Below are 18505 nucleotides of genomic sequence, written 5' to 3' on the forward strand. Positions count from 1 at the left end.
GTGCATTGCACGCACTCCTGTCCCATGCAAGATGCTTGCATGATGTTGTTTTAGATAGGCCGCGCGCGGCTCAATGCGTCGTGCTGTGGACAGCGCGTTCGACGCCTGCATCAGCCGGTAGTTTGGTGCCGGTATGGACCTCGCCGCGAGGTGGTAGCAGGTCATGCGAAGTCTTGAAGATTTCGCCGTCCTTCATCACCAGGGTGATTTTCTTCGGATCCTGCAGAACCGCGAGGTCATTGAGCGGATTGCCGTCCACTAGCAGAATGTCTGCCAGATAGCCTTCTCGAATCTGCCCGAGTTCGTCGGGCCGCATCATCAGCTCGGCGCCCAGTTTGGTGGCCGAGAGCAAGACCTCCATCGGTGTCATACCGATGTACTTCACGAAGTATTCGAGGTCGCGCGCATTCGTGCCGTGCGGCATCCACGCAAAACCATAATCGCCGCCCGGCAGGATGCGGATGCCGCGTTTATGCATTTTCTGCAGCGTTTCAGCGGCGGTTTCGAGTTCGCGCTTGTAACCCATCTTCGTTGCGGCGGCTTCGCTGATGCCCCACGGTTCCGCGTGATACAGCGTACTGATCAACCAGCCAATGCCTGGCGCAACGAAGTGTTTCTCCTTGTTGGCCTCGAGCATGTCGAGCGCTTCTTCATCGGCGAAGCTCGCATGAAAGACGAGCTCCAGCCCGTGCCGTACGCACTGCTTGACCGATTCGCTCGACCGCGCATGCGCTGCGACGCGCTTGCCGGCACGTTTGGCTTCAGCGGCCAGCATCGCGATTTCTTCTTCGGAGAACGGTGAGGATTCGGCGGAAATCCCGGCAATATATTCGCCGGACAGATTGATCTTCAGATGATCGACACCGTACTTGATGAACATCCGCGTCACGGCGCGCATTTCTTCGGGCCCGCTCACCACGGCGCCGAAGTTCAGCTCCTTGAACGGCATATGCGGCAGCGTGTTGTCTGCGAGGCCGCCCAGAATGGTGATTTCCTGACTACCCGCCAGATAGCGAGGCCCTGGAAATTCACCGGCATTGACGGCATTGCGCAACACCACATCCAGGCGCGGCTTGGCCGCTGCCGCACCCAATGCAGAGGTCCAGCCCATTTCAAGGTAGCGTTTTGCGACCCGCACACACCACAGCATGTGTTCTTCAGGCGGCATGAACTGGATGGCCGACAGCGAAGGCTGGTCGTTCCACGAAAAATGCGTATGCGCCTCGGTCATGCCGGGCATCAGGAACGCGCCTTTGCCGTCGATACATTGCGCCTGCGGCGCGCTGATCGGCGCACCTTCCCGCCCGACACGCACAATCCGTTGTCCTTCTACGAGGACTTCGCCTTTGTAGGGCTGCGCGCCACTGCCGTCGAAAATCGTCACGTTGGTGAATATGATCGAGCTCATCTGTCTCCTCCAGATGGGCGGATTGCGACTGCGCGCATCTCGCCCTCAGGGTTTCGCTTCGCTAAAGCCGCATTGGTGACGCGGCCTGTCTAGTTCCGCTGATACAGCGCATCAGTGCAATGACTTATAAAACGACTGCAATTCCGTTTTCGCTTCGACGGGCTTTTCAAAGGTCGTCCAGTGTCCGCAGCCGCTCAGCACGACCACTTTGGCACCGGCAATGCGCTCGCCCATCGCCTTGACCGCATCGGGTTTGCCGACCCCGTCTTCGTCGCCGGTGACGAGCAAGGTCGGGACCTTGATCCTGTCGACTTCAGCGGCTTGCGCGCCGGCCAGCGCCTCGCAGCTCTGCGCGTAGCCTTCGGGCGACTGGCGCATCACGCTCTCGCGCACCAGTGCAATGGCGACGGGCCGCTGTGCTTTGGTCTCGGCGCTGGTGGCGCCTTTGACGATGGCGTCGGCAATCTCTTGCAGACCCGCGATGCCCTTTTCGCGCGCCATCAGCGCACGTTGGCGGATGCCGTCGCGGCCTGCATCGGGCGGTGCCAGCAGCGGACCGAACAGGGCGAGGCTCTTCACAAGATCAGGATGACGAACCGTTAGATGCTGTGCAACGATCGTGCCCATGGAGTGCGCAACCACGTCCGCACGTTCGATGTTCATTGCGCGCAACGCCGACGCGATTGCGTCCACGTAGACATCAATGGACAGCTTCTGCGACGGCAATGGCGAACGCGCGCTGCCAGGCAGGTCGATGCGGATCACCTGCCTGCCTTCGAATGCCGCGAGCACAGGCGTCCAGTTGTTCGACGAGCCGCCCAGACCATGAATGCACACGACGGGCGCGCCGTCGCCTTCTGTTTCGATGATGAGACCTTGGACTTCAGTTGTTGCCATTTACGCCACCTCGTTTTCAAGGACGCCGATGCGCGGAATCTCGATCCGCACCACGTCGCCGCTTTGCAGGAACCTGGGAGGATTGAAACCGATGCCGACGCCGGCCGGAGTGCCCGTCGCGATCACGTCGCCCGGCTGCAACTCGATGCCGGCCGAAATGGTTTCGATCAGGGTGGGGATATCGAAAATCAGCCGCTGCGAGTTCGATTCCTGACGGAGCTCGCCATTGACCCAGCAGCGCACCTCGATATTGGCGGCGTCGAGTTCGTCGACGGTGACCAGGTAGGGACCCATCGGACAAAAGCCGTCGAGCGACTTGCCGAGGAACCACTGCCGATGCAGCTTTTGCAGATCGCGCGCAGTCACGTCGTTGATGATCGTGTAGCCGAATACGTGCCTGAGTGCGTCGGTCCTGGAGATGCCCCGGCCGGCCTTGCCGATCACCACGGCGATTTCCGCTTCGTAATCGAGTTGCTGCGTCACATTGGCATGACGGGGAATCTTCGCGCCTGGGCCGATCACCGCGGACGCGGGCTTGGTGAAAACGACCGGCGCTTCGGGAATGTGCTCACCCGCCTGCGCGCTCTTGTCGAACCCCGACTTGCTGAATTCTTCGGCGTGGTCGTGATAATTCTTGCCGACACAGAAGATATTGCGGCGGGGCTGGTCGATCGGTGCGAGGACCGTCGCGTTCGCCAGTGGTTTGCCGGTACCGCGCGGGCGTAGTGCGGCGCTGATCGTTGGGTAATTATGTACCAATTGGATCATGTCACCGGTAAAACCTTCGCTCAGCTGTGCCACGGGCCAGTATTGACCGGCCTCGACGTCAACTAGCGCAACGGTTTTAACCCCCTCCACCTGCAAATTTGCCAATTTCATGTCGAACCCTTAATCTAAGTCCAGTTGGTGAGAATTTCTGCCACTGTAGGACCAAATGCGACCAGAACCAATCAGGGTTAACCAAACAAAGATACCAATTGGTATCGAAACAGCAGGTGTTCGAGGAAGGAAATGACATGGGTGACGTGGACAGAGCCAGGCTTCCAGTGAGAGCGGAAGGCGCACGGGCGCTCGCCAGTTATCTCGAAGACGGGATCCGCAGCGGGGCTTTGCGAGAGGGCGTGAAATTACCCGCGGAGCGCGAGTTGAGCGAGGAATTCGGCGCGTCGCGCGGCGCAGTGCGGCGCGTGCTGGCGGATCTCAAAGAACGTGGCCTGATTACCCAGGCGGTGGGTAGCGGCACCTTCGTGCTGCCAGGCTGGGGCACGCCCGAGCCTATGACGACGCAAGCGCAAAAGCGCGAGGTCGTGCAGACCAGTCCCGCCGAACTTATGGAAGCGCGTCTGCTAATCGAGCCTCTCATGCCCGGGCTGATTGTCCGGTACGCGACCGCTGCGGATTTCGCACGCATGGTCGAATGTCTGGAGCACTCGGAGGCCGCGCAGAGTATTGAAGAGTTCGAGCGATGGGACGGCGAATTGCACAAGACGTTCGCGCTGGCGACGCACAACAGTTTCTTTTTACGCGTGCTCGAATTGACCAACGAAGTACGCGAGCAGGGCGAGTGGGGGCGTCTGAAGCGCAAATCGTTGACGCCGGAGCGCCGCGGCGAATATGAGGCCCAGCATCGGGCGATCGTCGATGCATTGCGCGACCGCGATGCCGAACTGGCGTGCGAGTTGCTCACCGGCCACCTGCAGCAGATCCGCCACAATCTCTTTGCGGGCTAGGTTACGTAGCGGGGAGGACGCCCGGAGGTTCAGACTTCAGCGGACAGAGATCGGGCCGCTCGTGCTCGTTACAGATCGTGCCCGACGGTGTGCCAGAACTGATCCGGGCTCGGGCGTGTATTGATGGCGTTGACGATATCGTTGAGAAACCACGGCAGGATCAGGCGCGTATTCGGATCGCTTACGCCAATGGTCAGCCGTGGCGTTTCCTCTGGCGTCGCCGACTGCTGTGTCGTGTTGGCAACGCCGGTGGCCGGCGCTGCGGGTTGCGTAATCTGAGGGCTGGCATTCGACGCGACCGGCAGGCAGACGGCCGCAATCAACAAGAGGGGCGCGGCAACACGAAAGGCGTTCATCAGGTCATCTCCAGACGGCGGTCAGGATTCGCCTGGCCGGGACTTTCATTGTAGCGCCGCGGCCTGAATCTCATGCAGCCCGCACCGGCTGACGGCGCGCCCACTGACTGAGCACCGCGCATGCGATCAGCAGCGAACCGGTGACGAAGAACACCGAATGCAGCCCGAGATGCACGCCGATCACGCCGCCGAGCAGCGGCCCGGCAACCTGGCCGGAGAACTGCGCCGACTGCAGATAACCCAGCATCTTTCCCGATTCGTGGTCAGTGGCGGCGTGTCGAACCAGCTTCGCAATCGACGGCAGCAGGCCGGCCAATGTCATGCCCATCAAGCCGCGCAGGATTGCCAGCTGCCACCACTGCGACACGAAGGCCTGCGGCACCATCAAGAGTCCTGTCAGCACCAGGCATCCGATGATCACGTTCCAGCTACCGATGCGATCCGCCAGTGCGCCGAGGCGCGCCGCGGTCAGCATGCTGCCGAACGCGGAGCACGCCATCACGATGCCGGCGGTGCGGGCAAGGTGGTCGGTGGGCACGTTCAGATGTGCGATGTAGACGGTGATGATCGGCTCGATCGACATGTTGGCCAGCAGCACCATCATCGCCGTCAACAGCAGCGTCACGGTGACCGCGCGGTTGGTTTTTTCCGGCGCGGCGGAGGAGGCCGTGGTGCGCGCTTTGCTATCGGCGCCGGCGTCGAAGTCTTCGCGAACGAAAACCACGGTCAACAGCGCCGCGACCGCGATCATGGCGCCTCCTGCGAAGAAGGTGCTGCGAATGCTGATCAACGACGGCAGCAAGCCGCCGACGAGCGGACCGGCGAGACTTCCGGCCAGCGAGCCGGTGGAGAGGATGCCGAGTGCCCATCCCGCCTTGTCACGCGGCGCCTGCGTGCCGATCATCACGATCGAGGCCGACGCGTACCCGCCAATCAACCCCGCCATCAGACGCAGCACGACGAGCTCGGTAACGTTGTGAGCCATACCGATCAACGACATCACAATCGCCATGCCGATGGCCGCGCGCACGAGCATGGGTTTGCGGCCGTAACGATCGGCGAGCCGACCCCAGACCGGCGCCGTCACCGCAGTGCCGAGAAAGGTTGCACCGAACGCCACGCCAGACCACTGCACCACGGCGGCCTGCGAGGTCACCCCAAGCTGCTGCACATAGAGCGGCAGGAACGGCAGCAGCATGCTGAGGCTCACCAGCGTCGTGAACGAGCCGAACACGCAGATGAACAGGTTGCGCCGCCAGTAGAGCGCATTTCGCTCGGCGTAGCTGACCGGGCTCTTCAAGCCGGCCGCACCGGACATCCGGCTGGGCAACCCGTTGATCAATTCCGTGCTCATTGCCATGCTCCATTCGTCTGACACCGCAGCCCAGGATGGTTGCGTAGTCAGTATTCACGGAAGCAAGTTTAGAGACGAACGGGCGGCGAGAGAATCGCTACCGCGCGGCAGACATTCTTCCGCGCGGCGAGCTAATCTGCGTCGGTAATGACTTTGAGGGCACTGAAACGTTCGCGCAGGCGCGGCAGCGCGAAGTCGAAGAAAGCGCGCACCCTGGGCACCGCAAGTCGGCCCTGCGGCGTGAGCAGGTGAACGGGGAGCGGCGCCGGCTCATAGCGGGTCAGTACGATCCGCAACGACTTGTCGCGCACCTGTTCAGCGACGTGATACGAGAAGAGCCGCGTGACGCCATGCGCTTCCACGGCGGAGGCCACCGCGCCCTCCACGCTGTTGACGGTCAGGCGGGGCGTGAAGTGCACCGTCTGCGGAACGGCCGAATTGTTCGACGATGGAAAACTCCACGAATCGAGCCCGAAGTGCGTCATCGAAATGATCTGATGTTTGGCGAGGTCGGCGGGTTCGTTCAGGTGCGGATGTTTGGCAAGATAGCGCGGCGCAGCGGCGATCACGCGCCGCACTTCGCCGACCGGCGACGCGACCAGCGTCGAATCGGGCAAATGCGCGATCCGCAGCGCGATGTCGATGCCTTCGTCGATCAGACTGGCAGGACGGTCCAGCAGATAGAGACGCGCGGTGACATCGGGATAGGTGTTGACGAACTCGTCGAGGAGCGGCCGCAGAAAGTCTTGCCCCGCCGCGACGGGCGCTGTCAGCGTCAGCGTGCCGCGCGGCGCCGCGCGTTCGCCGGCAATCATCAGATCGGCTTCTTCGAGATCGGTGAGGATGCGGCGGCAGGATGCGGCGTAACGTTCGCCGGCCTCGCTCAGTTTGATGGTGCGCGTCGTACGATGCAGCAGCGCAATGCCCACATGGGCTTCCAGAAACGCAATGGCCCGGCTTACGGCGGCGGCCGATCGGCCGAGGCGCCGGCCCGCGCCGACAAGGCTGCCCTCGTCGAGCGTGGCGACGAAGACTTTCATCGCGTCGATACGGTCCATCGCCGTTCAGCCGGAAAGTGCAGAGGGAGCGATGCTGCCGCGCCGCGCGTGTCCGAGCGTATCGACGAGAAAATCGACGAAGTGGCGTACCCGTAAGGAGATATGCCGTTTGTGCGGATACAGCAGGACGAACGGTCTCGATGCGCCGCCCAGGTCCGGTAACACCTCCACGAGTCCACCCGTGGCGAGATCGCGTTCGACCACGAAGCGATAGGTCTGGAACAGTCCCGCGCCGTTGCGCGCGAGCGTCACGCCGCCTAGCACATCGCCCGCGCTCGAATAGCCGCCTTGGGTGAAATGCTCTTCCATCTGATCTCCTGTCTTGAATAGCCAGGGAATTTTGCGTCCGCTGCTCGGCAGGTCGAACTGAATGCATTCGTGGCGCGTGAGGTCTTCCAGGCTTGCCGGCGTTCCAGCCCGCGACAGATAGGCGGGACTGGCCACGACGACGAGTTCCGCGTCTTCCAGCTTGCGGGCGACCAGATTCGAATCGTCCGGCGCGCGGCCGCGGATGGCCAGATCGAAGCCTTCTTCCGCGAAGTCGATGTTGCGGTTGCTGATGTGCACTTCCACCTGTACCTGCGGATGCTGCTGGCGAAAAGCCGGCAGGATAGGCAGCACCCGATAGTGTGCGTAGGGCGTCGGCATGCTGATGCGCAACACGCCGGCGGCGACGGACTGCTGGCCGGTCGCTTCACGCTCCGCATCGACCAGTTGACCCAGTGCCTCGTGGCACCGCTCATAGTAGGTGCGGCCCGCGTCGGTCAGCCGGATGCGGCGGGTCGTCCTGACGAATAGCCGCACCTCCATGCGCTCTTCGAGACGCGAGACCGAACGGCTGACGGCCGCGGGCGTGACGCCGGCGGCGGTGGCGGCGTCCGTGAAACTCGACAGTTCGGCGGCCAGACAGAACAACTCGATGCTGCCGAGCATCAGATCGTCAAACTGCCGCTTGCTGTTTCGTTCGATGATTCGCGGAGTATTCATTACCCGAGGTATCAGTTGAATTCGATGGGAGTGGTTTTGTCGACGCGAGCCGCATAAGTATAGACAGTTACTTGCGAACCGGCCGGCACGGGATGGCTTTTGCGCCCACAGAGCCAGTGGATGATCCGCTTATGCCAGCAGTCTCTGGATAACCGGAAGCAGTGTGTCAAGCGACAGAGGTTTGCGCAGATATTCGATTGCCGGATTCGGTTGCAGCGGAATATCCACCGCTGCACTGCACAGAATGATCGGGATGTCTCGCAGGTCAGGGTCCTGAAAGAGCGCCGCGCACAACTGCGGACCGCTCATGACGGGCATCATGCAGTCGCTCAGGATGAGGTCCGGTTTGGACTTCTGGATCAGTTGAAGCGCGACGGCACCGTTCGGAGCAGTGACGACGGCGTAGCCGACCTGTTCGAGCAACAGGTTCCAGACTGTCAGAAGGTCGAACTCGTCGTCCACGACCATGATGGTTTTCATGGCGCGTCAGTTGTCCAACCGGCCGATCAGCCCTGCGGCAAATCCACGCCCGCCGAGCACAGCCGCCGCACCCGGGAAGGCCGCAATGATATCGAGGCCCTTCTCCGTAATGACGAGCTCTCGAAGCGAGGAGTCGTGAGCGCTTTCCCGCTGCTTGACCACGGAGATCATCCGATGCAGACCCGTGTCGGTTTCGGCATATCGCAGCAGGACCAGATTTTCGGTCATTGCGGATAGACGCATCCCGCGCGTGTGAACCGGATCGGGATACAGCGGAATTTCCTCGGTGAGGATCGTCGTCACGCCCGCATCGCGGAACTGGTGCGTCAATGCATTCAGAAATAGCCCAAAGCGGCCTGTGCGGATTGCCGATTCGCGAAAGCCGTCAATGCCGTCGAGCACCAGCCGCGTCGCGCCCGCCTGTTTGACGGTAGCCAATGCAATGGCGGCCAGCTCGTCGATCGCCAGTTCAATCGCAGGCTGCCACTGGATGGTCAGGCGGCCGTCATCGCGGGCCGCTTGCAACGCGATAGAGATGGACTCCGCCTTGCCGATCAGTCGCTCCGGTGACTCGTAAAAACCGAGGTACACGCACTTTTCGCCACGTTGAATGCCTGCCGCGAGGAACTGCAGCCCCAGCAGCGTCTTGCCGATACCCGACGGCCCGATCAAGGTCGTGGTCGAGCCTTTGATGAAGCCGCCGCCGAGCAGTTCGTCGAAGCGGGCCACCCCCGATGAGAGACGGGTCTTGAGATCGGCCGGACCGGGCTGGCTCGCGCAACGCGCTTCGAGGCGCGGAAACATGACGTGGCCGCTATCCGTAATACGGAAAAAATGCTTGCCCAGCAGATGATCGCGGGCGCGCATCTTGTGCACTTCGATTTCCCGTGTACGCCGCATGCCATCGCTGTAACGGTTGAGTTCGATCAGACCGTCGACGAGCGTGTGTTCCGGATGAGGTTCGTTGCCCGACAGCGGAGCGAGCAGCAATGTCGTGCAATTCATCGCGGCCACGAGTGCATTCAGCTCGTGGATGAATTTGGAGAGCGCGAGGTCGGTTTCGCTGAATTCGCGTGCACTGCGAAAGCCGTCGATGATCAGCAAGCGAGGGCGATGCTGGTGGAGACTCGAGGCAACCTGCTTCAGGAAACCGTCCAGTCCGTCCTGCATCAGCGCATGGTAGCCGGAGACGAACAGCATCTTCTCGGCGACGGCCTTTGCGTCGAAAAAGCTGAGGGCGCTGAGATGGCCAAGAAGCTTGTCATGCGATTCGGCGATCAAGGTCATGTACAGCACGTTCTCGCCCTGACTGACGCGATGAAAGCCGATCTGGCTCGACAGAATGGTCTTGCCGGCGCCGGCCATGCCTTCAATCAGATAAAGCGCGCCGCTAACGAGGCCGCCACCCAGAATGGTGTCGAGGCCAGGCACGCCAGTTTCGACATTGGGCCGGTCTGATGCTGGAAATGCGGGGCTTGTCATTGTTGAATCGTATGCAAGGGTTCAAACAGGCGTAGTGTCGACCGAGGCCCGGTGCGACGCAATAGCCCTGTCAAGCAGCAATCCGTGTGCCCGAGGCGCGATCGTCGTGCTGGCCAGCGCGGCATCGCATGGCACGCCTCGAATTCTATCGCCCTGGAAAGATCAGCGCTTTCGCGGCTAGGGGTCGACCTTCGCCGCCGCCTGGGCAATCCGGTTGCGGACAATGCCGATCGCATGCTTGAGCGCGTAGACGTCCTGGAAGTAACGTTGTGGCATGCGGATCTGGTTGGCATGTGCATCGATGTACTCGATTTCATCGCGCCATTGTGTAATTTGCTCTGGAGTGGGGTGACTGGTTCTCCATATTTCATCTTCCAGAGTCTTGATCGCGCGATACCAGACCACCAGGCGCTTTTTGATCCGCGTCTCCGCCATGCGCGGCAACGCCTGCAAGAGGCCCAGCAAGATGGCCATGAAGGGCAGCAGGATCAGCAGACGTCTTTCGATGAAACTGGCCAGCCAGAACGGCAGGTAACGCTGCAGGAAAGGACGGCCGGAGCGGAAGTAGCGCACGCTTTCTTCGGAAACCGGAAATTCCCCGGTGTTGAGATTGGGAAACGCACCACGCGAAGTGAAATAGTCTTCGCCGCCGTGGACGGTTTTGGCCGCGTCCAGAAGCAGATACACCAATGCGGGATGCAGCGTGTCTTTGGATACGAGCAAGGCGGTCGCAGCCAGAAGCGTCACGTCGGTCTGCGGCAGATCGTTGACGATGCTGGTCGCGGCGCGCGGAAAAATCACTTTCGACAGCGACGGGAATTTCTGCACCAGCGCGTCGGCCTGCGCGAAACTCATCAGCTTCAGATCGCTGTTGAGCAGTGTCGTCTGCATCGCGGCATCGGGCCTTCCGATAAAAAAAGCGGCATCCAGCTGACCGCTTTCGAGAGCCTGATAGGCCCTGGCCGCCTCCATTTCGACGAGCGTCGTATTGTCGCGGGTGATGCCGCTATAGCCGAGCAACACCTGCGCGACGTTGAGCAGGCCGCTGCCGGGAATACCAATGGAAACCCGTTTGCCGCGCAGCTGGGCCAGGCGGTTGATGGTGTCGTCGCCGCGATAGAACACCCAGATCGGCTCGTACGAGACGGCGGCAATCGTCTGCAACTGGTCGCTTTCTTGCGGACTGGTGGTGCCCGACTGGATGAAGCCAACTTCGTACGGGCTATCGGGATCTTTGAGCCGCTGATAGTTTTCGACCGACCCGGACGAGCTGCGTATATCCAGCGTGATGCCATCGCGCTTCAGGATCGGTGCATAGCGGTCCGCGAAGCCGCGATAGATGCCTTTGTCCGCGCCTGTCGTGATGACGATGGTGTGCCGGAAAGCCGGCTCGAGGACGGCTGCGAGTCCCCAGCCTAGCGCAGCCACCACCAGCACCACGCCGACAATGAGAAGCCGCCGGCGCGCCGGCGTGATGGGCGGTTTCTGATTGCGATGAAGCGCTGGATCATGCCTGGCCATTGTTTGCCCCTCGCGGGTGGTGACAAACAGCAAGCATGGATAATGCAGCCCCGGGGGCCCCTTGTCGAGGCCGCCCCGCGGTTATGCGGCCTGACTCAGGATAACCACCCCTTGATCGACGCCGCCATAGTGGCGCTCGAAATGCCATAGCGGTCATGAAGCGTCGGCAGCGCGCCGGCAGCGAGGAACGCGTCGGGCAGTCCCACTTGCCGGAACGGGCACGACACGCCTGCGCGCATCAGCTCCGCGGCCACCGCTTCTCCCAGCCCACCGATCACCGTGTGATTTTCCGCTACGACCACGAGCCGTCCCGAGCGTTTCGCTTCACGCAAAATCGTCTGTGTGTCGAGCGGCTTGATGGTCGGCACATGGAGCACGCCCACGCCGATCCGGTCGCTCTCGAGTGCCTTGGCCACTTCGAGTGCACGCATGGTCATCAGACCGGACGAGATGATCAGCACTTCTGCGCCGTTGCGCAGCATCTTCGCCTTGCCGAGTTCGAAGGTGTAGTCGTATTCGTCGAGCACGGCCGGCACGTTGCCGCGCAGCAGGCGTGCATAGACGGGTCCGTTGTGCGCCGCGATGGCCGGCACCATCTGCTCGATGTCGAGCGCGTCGCACGGGTCGATGACGGTCATGTTCGGCATGGCACGCATCAAGGCGAGATCTTCGGCGGCCTGGTGGCTGGGACCATAGCCGGTCGTCAGACCCGGCAGGGCGCAGACGATTTTCACATCGAGGTTGTCTTCGGCGATGGTCTGATGGATGAAGTCATACGCGCGGCGCGTGGCAAAAACCGCGTACGTGGTGACAAAAGGTTGCGCGCCTTCGTGGGCCATTCCCGAGGCCGCGCCCATCAGCAATTGCTCCGCCATCCCCATCTGGTAGAAGCGTTCGGGAAACGCCTTGGCGAAGATGTGCAGGTCCGTATATTTGCTGAGATCCGCGGTCATGCCTACGACGCTTTGCTTTTGCCGCGCCAGTTCCACCAGCGCGTGACCGAAGGGCGCGGAGCGCGTAATCTGCCCTTCGCCGGCGATCGAAGCGATCATGGCCGAGGTCTTCAGGCGCGGTTTGCTCAAGGTTGCGCTGCTCATGCTTGTCTCCCTGCTTCGAGTGCTTCAAGCGCCAGTTGCCATTCGTGCGCATCGACGCGGATAAAGTGGTTCTTCTCGCGCTGTTCGAGGAACGGCACACCGCGGCCCATGCGCGTGTCGGCGATGATCATGCGCGGTTGCGCGACCGGATGCTTGCGGGCCGCATCGAACGCGGCTGCTACGGCGGCAATATCGTTGCCGTCGACCCGCTGCGTGAACCAGCCGAACGCCTGCATTTTTTCGACGAGCGGCTCGAAAGCCATGATTTGCGTCGACGGGCCGTCGGCCTGCTGATTGTTCACGTCGACCACCGCGATCAGGTTGTCGAGCTTCCAGTGACTCGCGGACATGAGGCCTTCCCAGATCGCGCCCTCGTCCAGTTCGCCATCGGAGAACAGCGTGTACACGAAGGCACGCGAACCTTTGCGCCTGAGTCCGAGGCAGCGGCCCACGGCAATCGTCAAACCCTGGCCGAGCGAGCCACCGGACATCTCCATACCCGGGGTGTAACTGGCCATGCCCGACATGGGCAGCCGGCTATCGTCGCTGCCGTACGTTTCGAGCTCTTCGGCAGGCAGGATGCCTGCTTCGAGCAATGCGGCGTACAGCGCGATAGCATAGTGCCCATTGGAAAGCAGGAAGCGGTCGCGGTCTTCCCATTCGGGGTCTTCCGGGCGATACCGCATTGCACCGAAGTAGGCGACGGCCAGTACGTCGGCAATGTCGAGCGCTTGCCCGATATAGCCTTGTCCCTGGACTTCGCCCATCAACAGCGCGTTTCTGCGGATACGGTAAGCATGCTCGGCAACGGTTGCCGTGGGCACGCTGGCTGGACTGTTCATGTTGTCTCCTGTGATCAGTCGGAATGATGGAAAGAATTCAGCGGTTCACCGATTTCGCGGGTACCAGAAAGACGAGTGCTGCGCCCAGCGTGACGGCCGCCGAGATGAAGATCAGCCCGGCCGTCGATTTGCCGGTGAGATCGTTGAGCCAGCCCACGATCGCCGGAGAGAAGAAGCCGGCGAGGTTGGCCACGCAGTTCACGGCCGCTATGCCCGCAGCGGCGGACATCCCGCCAAGCAAAGCGGTCGGCAACGACCAGAACTGTGAAGAGGACGCGAGGATGCCCGCTGCAGCCACGCTCAGACAGACGATGGAGGCCGGCACGCTGCCGAGCGTCGGCAACACCGCGAAGCCCGCTGCGGCTATCAGCATGGGAATGGCAAGATGCAGACGGCGCTCGCGATGACGGTCCGCACTCATGCCGATTAACGGCAGCGCGATGATGGCGCACAGGTAAGGAATCGCGGTGAATACGCCTACCCACAGCGGATCGGCGACACCGGATTTGCGGATGATCGTCGGCAACCAGAAGGTCAGGCCATACTGGCCGAGCACCACGCAGAAGTAGATCGCGGCCATTAGCCACAAGCGGCGGTCGCCGATAAACGACTTGACCGAGAGGTGCGCGATCTTGTGCGCGTTGTCGCCGGCAACGTTACGGGCGAGCAATGTCTTTTCCGCTTGCGTCAGCCACTTCGCTTTTGCAATGCTGTCGTCGAGATACAGCAGGATCGCGATACCCAGTACGAGTGAGGGCAGCGCTTCAAGCAGGAACAGCCACTTCCAGCCCGCGAGGTTCAGCTCGCCTTGCAGAGAGTGCATGATCCAGCCCGACAGCGGACCGCCGATCATGCCGGCCAACGGAATCGCCATGAAAAACAGCGACAGCGCTTTGGCCCGGCGCGCAGCGGGGAACCAGTAGGTCAGATAGAGGATCACGCCGGGCGCAAAGCCGGCCTCCGCAACGCCGAGCAGAAAACGCAGCACGTAGAAGGCAGTAGGCGACTTGACGAAGACGAAGCACGCGGAGATCACGGCCCACGTCAGCATGATTCGCGCGAGCCATTTGCGCGCGCCGACGCGGTGCAGAACCAGGTTGCTTGGTACTTCGAAGAGAAAATAGCCGAGAAAGAAAATGCCCGCACCCATGCCGTAGACGGTTTCGCTAAAGCGCAGGTCGTTCAACATCTGCAGCTTCGCAAAGCCCACGTTGACCCGATCGAGATAGGCGCCCAGATAGCACAGCATCAGAAAAGGGATGAGACGGCGGCTCACTTTCGCGTAGGTTCTCGATTCGAAGCTGGTCGCGTCGGTGTGCGGCAAGACGTCGCCGACGCCGGGCGAAGCGGTGTACTTCGATTTCATGTCTGTCTCCTGTCGATGGGAGCGAGTGCAAAGCACCGACTCCCATCCCATGCACCTTGTTGCGCCCATGACCCCGGGTTTGCCCAGGTGCCTGGAATGCAGCGTCCCTGGCGGCGGACACTGTCATCAATGAATGAGCATGCCGCCGTTCACATCGAGCGTGATGCCCGTGAGGTAGGTCGACAGGTCGCTGACCAGGAAGAGACATGCATTCGCGACGTCGGCCGCGTCGCCGAGCCGGCCAAGAGGAATGCCTTTGACAATGTCGACGCGCATGTCCGCGGTGAGTTTGTCGCCAGTGATGTCGGTCTGGATCAGACCGGGTGTGATGGAGTTGATGCGAATGCTGTCGGGGCCGAACTCGCGGGCCATGGCGCGCGCCAGACCGAGTACGCCGGCTTTCGCGGCGCTGTAGTGCGGACCGCCGAAAATGCCGCCGCCACGTTGCGCCGATACCGACGACATGCACACGATGCTGCCGCCTTTCTGCTCTCTCATGACCGGCAGGACCGCTTGCGACATATAGAGCGTGCCGCGCAGATTGACGTCGACGATGGCGTTAAAGCCCTCGGCGCTGATGTCCAGGGTACGCACCGGCTGGGTAATGCCGGCATTGTTGATGAGGCCGTCGATGCGGCCATAGCGCTCGAGCGTCGCCTTCGCGGCTGACAGGCAGGCGGCCTTGTCGGTGACGTCGCAGGCGAGGCCCAGATGCGCGTCGCCGAGATCGGCAGCGGCGCGCTTTGCGTCTTCTTCACGCAGATCGAGGATCACGATGCGCGCCCCCTGGGCGGCCAGCGCTTTGGCAGTCGCCTTGCCGATTCCGCGTGGCGAAGCCGCGCCCGTGACGATTACGACCTTGTTCTCGAGCAGCATGGTTGTCTCCTGAGTGTTGATGTGATGAACCAAGTGTCTACTGCAAGATGGGTCGCATCAACGACGTACAGCTCAACTATGCTTGAGAAATTTTCAGGTGACGTGCTGCAGGCGACGCGAAGGTCCGCGTGCTGGAATACCCTGGTGCGAACGACAGTCCCGATGCGGGTTACCGGGCGGGACGTTCCATGCGGGCAATCTCCCGCTCAATCCACGCAATGAAGCGCGTCACGCGCGGCAACTCGGCGTTTTGCGGCGGATAGACGAGATGATGCGCGCCCACTTCGACCGCGTGCGTACTGTCGAAGACGGGCACGAGCGCGCCTTGCTTGATGCGAACGGAGGCGAGCATCAGGCTTTCGAGCGCAATGCCGAGGCCCAGCGCCGCCGTCTCCAGCGACATGTAGGAACGGTCGAACGAAAAGTCGAAAGTCTTATGGGCCGCGGATACGCCGGTACGACCGAACCATTGCTTCCACTGCACGAGCGGCGTCTCCGAATAGATGAGACGGTGCTTCAACAGATCTTCGGGGGTTGCTACCGGATGGCTTTCCAGATATCCGGGCGACGCGAGCGGCGCGATGAATTCGTCGCGCAACGTCCTCACTTCCAGATCGCGCCAGTTGGCATAGCCGTGGCGCAAGTCGATGTCGTAATAGCCGCTCGTAAACGATACGTCCTCATACGAGCAGGCCAGATTCAACTGGATATCGCCATTGGCTTCCTGAAACGACGCGAGACGCGGCAATAGCCACATCAGCCCGAAGCTGGGACTCGAATGCACCCGCAGGATTTCGACGTCGGCCCGGCTTGAGGCCCGCTCGGTTGCGCGGCTGAGGTCCGCGAGCGAGCCCGTCACGTCGGACAGATAACGCTCGCCTGTGGGCGTCAGCACGAGCCCGCGCCCTGAACGATAGAACAGGGGCTGCCCGATGATCGATTCGAGGTTGCTGATCTGATGGCTGACCGCCGACGCGGTGAGCCCCAATTCTTCAGACGCACGATTGACGCTCTTCGTTCTGGCCACGCTCTCAAAAGCGATGATGGCTTTCACCGGTGGGATGCGCATAGTGAATTTATTTCAGATGCAGTTGAATGAAACCGCCTTGTTCGCACGCCATCTGCACTGCCATTCTGTCACCAGGCCGTACCACCTGAGAGCCCCGAAGCACCCCATGCTGACCCCGGCAATTTCAAAGGCAGCGAGGTGACCAGCCATAAACATACATTGCGCAGTGCAACAACTGCGTAGGAGACAGTCATGAATTATCCGACTTTCCAGTCGAAAGCGCGATGCGCCGAGCTTCAACTCAAACATTCTCGCCCGATGCGCCCGGCAATCTCGTAAGCGGCATGCCCGCGTGGTTCGGCATCACGCGTATCACTCGTTACCACTGCGCTGACAACACCCGGTCGCAAGACAACAGAAGTGTGCAGCGGCAAGCGGCAATCGCGCAAGGAGACAACCCATGGCTGAGCAACGGTATCTGTTGACGGCACGTTCGATCGTCAAAAGTTTCGGACCCACGAGCGTGCTGAAGGGATTCGATCTTTCGATCGCCCCCGGTGAAGTGCACGCCTTTCTGGGCGGCAACGGCGCAGGCAAATCGACGCTGATCAAGATCATCTCCGGCCAGTTCGAGCGCGATGGCGGCACACTTGAATTCGACGGACAAGACACCGAGGCATCCGCGAGTGGGCATGTGGCAGCGGGGACGATCGCGGTCGTCAATCAGGAGCTCGCGCTTCTGCCGCATCTGTCGGTTGCCGAGAACATTGCCATGCCGCGGCTGCGGCGTGGCACCGCCCGATACAGCGAACGCGCGTCGATGGATATCGCGATCGAAGCGCTGTCGCTGATCGATCCGCACTTCGCACGTGTATCGGCCGGGAGGCTGGTCGGCGAGTTGACGCTGCATGAGCGGCAACTGGTCGAGATTGCCCGCGCGCTGGGGTCGGGCGCAAGGCTGCTGTTGCTGGACGAGCCGACCGCGAATCTGACTGCAGCGGAAACCACGCGGCTCTTTTCGGTGATACGCCGCTTGATTGCCGATACCGGACTCGCAGTGCTGTTCGTCTCGCACCGGATGCGCGAGATTCGCCAGATTGCCGACGTCTGCACGATCATCCGCGACGGCCGGACTGCTGTCGACCGCATTGCGCTCGATGCGATCACGGACCGCGAGATCGTCGAATGCATGGGGCAAAGCGTGGTTGTCGACGAAGCGGCGGCAAGCGTCGCGGAGTCGGCGGAACTGGGATATGCAAGCGAGGCCGTGGAGCAGCACGGCGTGGGCCACGCACAGGCTATCCATGTGAAGACGCAGGGCGGCGCACTTCGCATTGAACGGGACGGCGTAGCCATCGAGGTTCCGGCGGGCGCGATCATCGGCCTGGCCGGCGCGCCGGTTGGCCCCTCTTCGCTGATCGACGCATTGACCGGCATCGCACCTGCAGGTGTATGGGCCATCACGCGCGACGGCGCACGCGTGAGCTATGCGCATCCCTCGGCCGGCGCGCGCGATGGTGTCGGCTTCGTCTCGGGCGACCGCTCGAACAAAGGCATTCTCGCGACGCTGCCGATTATCGACAATCTTGTCGCGGCAGCACGCGTCGTCAACCGGCGCAGTGTAGTGGGACGCAGGGAGATTGCACAGAGCACGCAACTGCTCGACGCGCTGAAGATCCGCGCGGGCTCGCTGTGGGATTTACCGGCGACCTTGAGCGGCGGCACGCAGCAAAAGCTGCTGATTGCCCGCTGGCTGTTGCTGCGGCCCAGGCTGCTGGTACTCGAAGAACCGACCCGCGGCGTCGACATCCGAACCAAGCGAGAAATCTATGCGTTGATTCGCAAGATGGCGCAGCAGGGCACCACCATCGTCTGGTGGTCGACCGAATACATCGAGCTGGTCGAGCTGTGCGACACGGTGCTCGCGTTCGATCTGGACGGCAAGCCGACCGAGGTACTACGGCATGCCGAGGTCAACGAAACGCAACTCGCCGCCGCAACGGGCATGGCTGCCTGAGGCCGGTTCGCGACACAACGATATT

Annotated in this window: 17 protein-coding genes; 2 read left to right on the plus strand and 15 right to left on the minus strand. The window is 61.8% G+C overall.

From position 1 onward, the window contains the following. Positions 1-70 precede the first annotated feature (70 nt). The 3 genes from VGH41_RS08635 to VGH41_RS08645 form a co-directional block, all read right to left on the minus strand. Positions 71-1408: an amidohydrolase family protein gene (locus VGH41_RS08635; RefSeq protein WP_331596960.1), complete on the minus strand. Its 1338-nt coding sequence runs from the start codon at positions 1406-1408 to the stop codon at positions 71-73. Between the two features lie 111 nt (positions 1409-1519). Further along, positions 1520-2305, minus strand: coding sequence for an alpha/beta fold hydrolase (locus VGH41_RS08640; protein ID WP_331596961.1), 786 nt, complete (start codon positions 2303-2305; stop codon positions 1520-1522). Next, complete coding sequence (locus VGH41_RS08645; protein WP_331596962.1) at positions 2306-3184, minus strand: fumarylacetoacetate hydrolase family protein; 879 nt, start codon at positions 3182-3184, stop codon at positions 2306-2308. 137 nt (positions 3185-3321) lie between these two features. Between VGH41_RS08645 and VGH41_RS08650 the strand changes: the two genes are divergently transcribed. Continuing rightward, a complete protein-coding gene (locus VGH41_RS08650) occupies positions 3322-4035 on the plus strand; it encodes a FadR/GntR family transcriptional regulator (RefSeq protein ID WP_331596963.1) in 714 nt (237 codons plus the stop codon). 68 nt (positions 4036-4103) lie between these two features. On the opposite strand, the gene VGH41_RS08655 is transcribed toward VGH41_RS08650, so the two are convergent. The 12 genes from VGH41_RS08655 to VGH41_RS08710 all read right to left on the minus strand — a co-directional run bounded on the left by VGH41_RS08655 (position 4104) and on the right by VGH41_RS08710 (position 16523). After that, positions 4104-4391 (minus strand): hypothetical protein, encoded by a 288-nt coding sequence (locus tag VGH41_RS08655; protein ID WP_331596964.1) that lies wholly within the window; start codon positions 4389-4391, stop codon positions 4104-4106. 70 nt (positions 4392-4461) lie between these two features. Then, complete coding sequence (locus VGH41_RS08660; RefSeq protein ID WP_331596994.1) at positions 4462-5709, minus strand: MFS transporter; 1248 nt, start codon at positions 5707-5709, stop codon at positions 4462-4464. A gap of 167 nt (positions 5710-5876) precedes the next feature. Then, positions 5877-6803 (minus strand): LysR family transcriptional regulator, encoded by a 927-nt coding sequence (locus tag VGH41_RS08665; RefSeq protein ID WP_331596966.1) that lies wholly within the window; start codon positions 6801-6803, stop codon positions 5877-5879. A 6-nt stretch (positions 6804-6809) separates the two neighbouring features. Then, positions 6810-7790 carry a LysR family transcriptional regulator gene (locus tag VGH41_RS08670; RefSeq protein ID WP_331596967.1) on the minus strand — a complete coding sequence of 327 codons (981 nt, stop codon included), beginning with the start codon at positions 7788-7790 and terminating at the stop codon, positions 6810-6812. Positions 7791-7919: 129 nt separating this feature from the next. Then, positions 7920-8270: a response regulator gene (locus VGH41_RS08675; RefSeq protein WP_331596968.1), complete on the minus strand. Its 351-nt coding sequence runs from the start codon at positions 8268-8270 to the stop codon at positions 7920-7922. A gap of 6 nt (positions 8271-8276) precedes the next feature. Beyond that, positions 8277-9752 (minus strand): ATPase domain-containing protein, encoded by a 1476-nt coding sequence (locus VGH41_RS08680; protein WP_331596970.1) that lies wholly within the window; start codon positions 9750-9752, stop codon positions 8277-8279. A 177-nt stretch (positions 9753-9929) separates the two neighbouring features. Continuing rightward, on the minus strand, positions 9930-11273 hold the full coding sequence (locus VGH41_RS08685) for a TAXI family TRAP transporter solute-binding subunit (RefSeq protein WP_331596971.1): 1344 nt from the start codon (positions 11271-11273) through the stop codon (positions 9930-9932). A 95-nt stretch (positions 11274-11368) separates the two neighbouring features. Next, on the minus strand, positions 11369-12370 hold the full coding sequence (locus VGH41_RS08690; protein WP_331596972.1) for a transketolase family protein: 1002 nt from the start codon (positions 12368-12370) through the stop codon (positions 11369-11371). Continuing rightward, on the minus strand, positions 12367-13212 hold the full coding sequence (locus VGH41_RS08695) for a transketolase (protein WP_331596973.1): 846 nt from the start codon (positions 13210-13212) through the stop codon (positions 12367-12369). The genes VGH41_RS08690 and VGH41_RS08695 overlap by 4 nt, the downstream gene beginning before the upstream one ends. A gap of 37 nt (positions 13213-13249) precedes the next feature. Continuing rightward, entirely contained in the window at positions 13250-14578 is a 1329-nt protein-coding gene (locus tag VGH41_RS08700) for an MFS transporter (RefSeq protein ID WP_331596974.1), read from the minus strand. Between the two features lie 126 nt (positions 14579-14704). Further along, entirely contained in the window at positions 14705-15454 is a 750-nt protein-coding gene (locus VGH41_RS08705; RefSeq protein WP_331596975.1) for an SDR family NAD(P)-dependent oxidoreductase, read from the minus strand. A 169-nt stretch (positions 15455-15623) separates the two neighbouring features. Beyond that, positions 15624-16523: a LysR substrate-binding domain-containing protein gene (locus tag VGH41_RS08710; RefSeq protein ID WP_331596976.1), complete on the minus strand. Its 900-nt coding sequence runs from the start codon at positions 16521-16523 to the stop codon at positions 15624-15626. Positions 16524-16923: 400 nt separating this feature from the next. Here VGH41_RS08710 and VGH41_RS08715 point away from each other — a divergent pair, with 400 nt between their 5' ends. After that, the gene (locus VGH41_RS08715) at positions 16924-18480 is read left to right on the plus strand and encodes a sugar ABC transporter ATP-binding protein (protein WP_331596977.1); all 1557 of its coding nucleotides are present in this window, start codon (positions 16924-16926) and stop codon (positions 18478-18480) included. Positions 18481-18505 lie beyond the last annotated feature (25 nt).

The organism is Paraburkholderia sp., from assembly GCF_036488795.1.
In the GTDB taxonomy this organism is placed as follows: domain Bacteria; phylum Pseudomonadota; class Gammaproteobacteria; order Burkholderiales; family Burkholderiaceae; genus Paraburkholderia.